This window comes from Mycobacterium innocens (assembly GCF_900566055.1).
GTDB classification, from domain to species: Bacteria; Actinomycetota; Actinomycetes; order Mycobacteriales; family Mycobacteriaceae; genus Mycobacterium; species Mycobacterium innocens.
Genome location: NZ_UPHQ01000239.1, coordinates 1 through 3,231 on the forward strand (window position 1 = coordinate 1; position 3,231 = coordinate 3,231).

The 3,231-nt window shown below is 63.9% G+C and carries 1 protein-coding gene and 1 pseudogene; one reads left to right on the forward strand and one right to left on the reverse strand.

Annotated features, from left to right (window positions below; translation table 11 throughout):
* Positions 1–202: 202 nt before the first annotated feature.
* On the reverse strand, positions 203–1,351 hold the full coding sequence (locus tag EET03_RS22915; protein ID WP_099194532.1) for a thiolase family protein: 1,149 nt from the start codon (positions 1,349–1,351) through the stop codon (positions 203–205).
* Between the two features lie 149 nt (positions 1,352–1,500).
* Between EET03_RS22915 and EET03_RS22920 the strand changes: the two are divergent.
* A pseudogene (locus tag EET03_RS22920) lies at positions 1,501–3,069 on the forward strand (PPE family protein); the annotation flags it as partial.
* Positions 3,070–3,231: the final 162 nt, after the last annotated feature.

Below are 3,231 nucleotides of genomic sequence, written 5' to 3' on the forward strand. Positions count from 1 at the left end.
ACCATCGAACCCACCGGCCAAGCCGCCTAAACCAACTCAACATCGCCTCAGCCCTACTCCTGGGTGCGAGATCTCCTCACCTCGCATCCAGCTTTCGTGCGCCCAAATCACCTTGTTTTCGGATCAGGGCTCAGGAGGCAACCTACTGAACACACAGTAGGTTGGTTTGGCGACGCTGACAAGAGGCGACGTACGCGCCCCGTTAAGCGATGAGTTCGACGAGCGTGGCGTTGGCGGTCCCCCCGCCCTCGCACATGGTCTGCAGCCCGTAGCGAATCCCGTTGTCGCGCATGTGGTGCACCATTCGCGTCATCAGCACCGCGCCGGACGCGCCCAGCGGATGGCCCAGCGCGATGGCTCCGCCCAACGGATTTAGCCGATCCGGATCGGCTCCGGTTTCGGCGAGCCACGCCAGTGGCACCGGCGCGAACGCCTCGTTCACCTCGAAGACGCCCACCTCCGATAGCGAGACACCCGACTTGCGCAGCACCTTCTCGGTCGCCGGAATCGGGCCGGTCAGCATCAGCACCGGATCGGCCCCGGTGACGGCGCCCGCCCGGTAGCGCGCTATCGGCGTCAACCCCAGCTCCAGCGCCATCGCCGAGGTGGTCACCAGCAGCGCGGCCGCACCGTCGGAGATTTGCGAGGAATTGCCCGCGTGGATGACACCGTCGTCGACGAATGCCGGCTTGAGCGCGGCCAGCTTCTCGACGCTGGTCCCGCGCCGTACCCCCTCGTCGGTATTGACGATCGTTCCGTCGTCGACAAACACCGGCACGATCTGACCGATGAAGTTCCCGCGGTCCTGGGCCGCGGCGGCCAGCTCATGGGACCGGGCAGAGTATTCGTCGAGCTGGCCGCGGGAAAACCCCCACTTCGTGGCAATCATCTCCGCCGACAGCCCCTGGTTGAATGAGAAATCACCATAGCGGGCAAGGACTTTCGGCCCATAGGGCATTCCGGTCGCCCTGGCCGCACCGAGCGGAACGCGGCTCATGACTTCAACGCCCCCGGCGACCACGACGTCTTGTTGGCCCGACATCACCGCTTGCACCGCAAAGTCGAGTGCCTGCTGGCTGGACCCGCACGCCCGGTTGACCGTGGTGCCGGGGATGCTCTCCGGCCAGCCCGCGGCGAGGACCGCGTAGCGGCCGATGTTGCTGGACTGGTCACCGACCTGGGAGACACACCCCCAGATCACGTCGTCGATGATCTCAGGGTTGATACCGGTGCGTTCCGCCAGTTCGTTGAGGACGATCGCGGACAGGTCGGCGGCATGCATTCCCGACAACCCGCCGTTGCGCTTTCCCACCGCGGTACGCACGGCCTCGACGATCACTGTTTCACGCACGATCTGCTCCGATCCCAATCTCGATATCACCCACCGACCAGTAAACGACAGAGTTCCGCCGAAACTCCACCGTGGTGCCGAGGCCGCCGTAAAATTGCTTGCTGGTCGCGGCCCGCATAGCAGACCCAGCTCGAAAAGGGACAGATGTCATGAATTTTTCGGTGTTGCCGCCTGAGGTCAATTCGTTGCGGATGTTTTCTGGTGCGGGTGCCGGGCCTATGTTGGCAGCATCGGTGGCATGGGACGGACTCGCCAGCGAATTGGGCTTGGCGGCAGGATCATTCGGGTCGGTTACGTCCGGGTTGGCCGGTCAGGCGTGGCAGGGTCCGGCGTCAATGGCGATGACGGCCGCGGCGGCCCCTTATGCGCAGTGGCTGAGTGCGGCGGCGGCTCGGGCCGCAAGCGCCGCAGCCCAGGCCAAGGCGGTGGCAAGTGCATTTGAGGCCGCGCGGGCGGCGATCATCCATCCGTTGGCGGTCGCAGCCAACCGAAATGCGTTCGTGCAACTGGTGTTGTCGAATCTGTTGGGCCAAAACGCGCCGGCGATTGCCGCGGCCGAGGGCATCTACGAGCAGATGTGGGCCGCGGACGTGGCCGCGATGGTGGGCTATCACGGCGGGGCGTCGGCCGCGGCGGCGCAGTTGCAATCCTGGCAACAGGGTTTGCAGGGCCTGCTTGGCCTACCGGGTGGGGCCGCGGCAGCCTCAGCGGCCAGCGCGGCAGCGGCCAACCCGGCCGATGCGACCGGAAACACCGGCGATGCCAACGTGGGCGGCGGCAACAAAGGCAACGCCAACCTCGGCAGCGGCAACACCGGCAACGCCAACCTGGGCGGCGGCAACAAAGGCAACGCCAACCTAGGCAGCGGCAACAACGGCTTTATCAACGTCGGCAGCGGAAACATCGGCTCGGTTAACTTCGGCGACGGAAACATCGGCAACAGAAACATCGGATCCGGCGATAACGGTACGGGCAACTTCGGCGCCGGAAACACCGGCACCGGCAACTTCGGTTTCGGAAACGCGGGCAACGGAAACCTGGGTGGCGGAAACAACGGCCCCGGAAACGTCGGCGGCGGAAACAACGGCAACACAAACTTCGGCAGCGGAAATCTCGGCAGCTTCAACTTGGGCAGCGGGAACCTCGGCAACTTCAACGTTGGCTTCGGGAACAACGGCAATAACAACGTCGGCTTCGGGCTCACGGGCAACAACCAGGTGGGCATCGGCGCGCTGAACACGGGCACCAACAACATCGGTTTTGGGAATTCGGGTAACAACAACATCGGCTTCTTCAACTCGGGCAATAACAACGTGGGCTTCTTCAACTCGGGCAACGGCAACTCCGGCTTCGGGAATTCGGGGGGCAACAACTCGGGCTTTTGGAATGTAGGCGGCAACAACACGGGCTTCGGGAACTCTGGATTTACCAACACGGGCTTCGGAAACGCGGGCAACACCAATACCGGCTTCGGGAACGCCGGCCAGTTCAACGCGGGCTACGGCAACGCGGGCAACGCAAACGCGGGCTTCGGGAACGCGGGCTTCACAAACGCAGGCTTCGGTAACGCGGGCAACCAAAACACGGGCTGGGATAACTCGGGCTTCGGCAATACGGGTTTCGGGAACGCGGGCATGACTAACACGGGAGGAGGAAACTCAGGCAACGTCAATACGGGCTTCCTCAACTCGATAAACCTGTCCACAGGTGTCGCAAACCTCAAAATTTCATGCGGGTGTAGGTGACGCCGTGATGTGGGGCCGGCGACGCTTGTTGATCTTGATTTCGTGGTGCCGGGTAGGTTTCGGCGCCGCGTGTCGTGCGGTGACGCCGGGTTCCAGGTCCCGGTGGGGTTCGCTCCTTCCTGGGGTAGTCGCGAC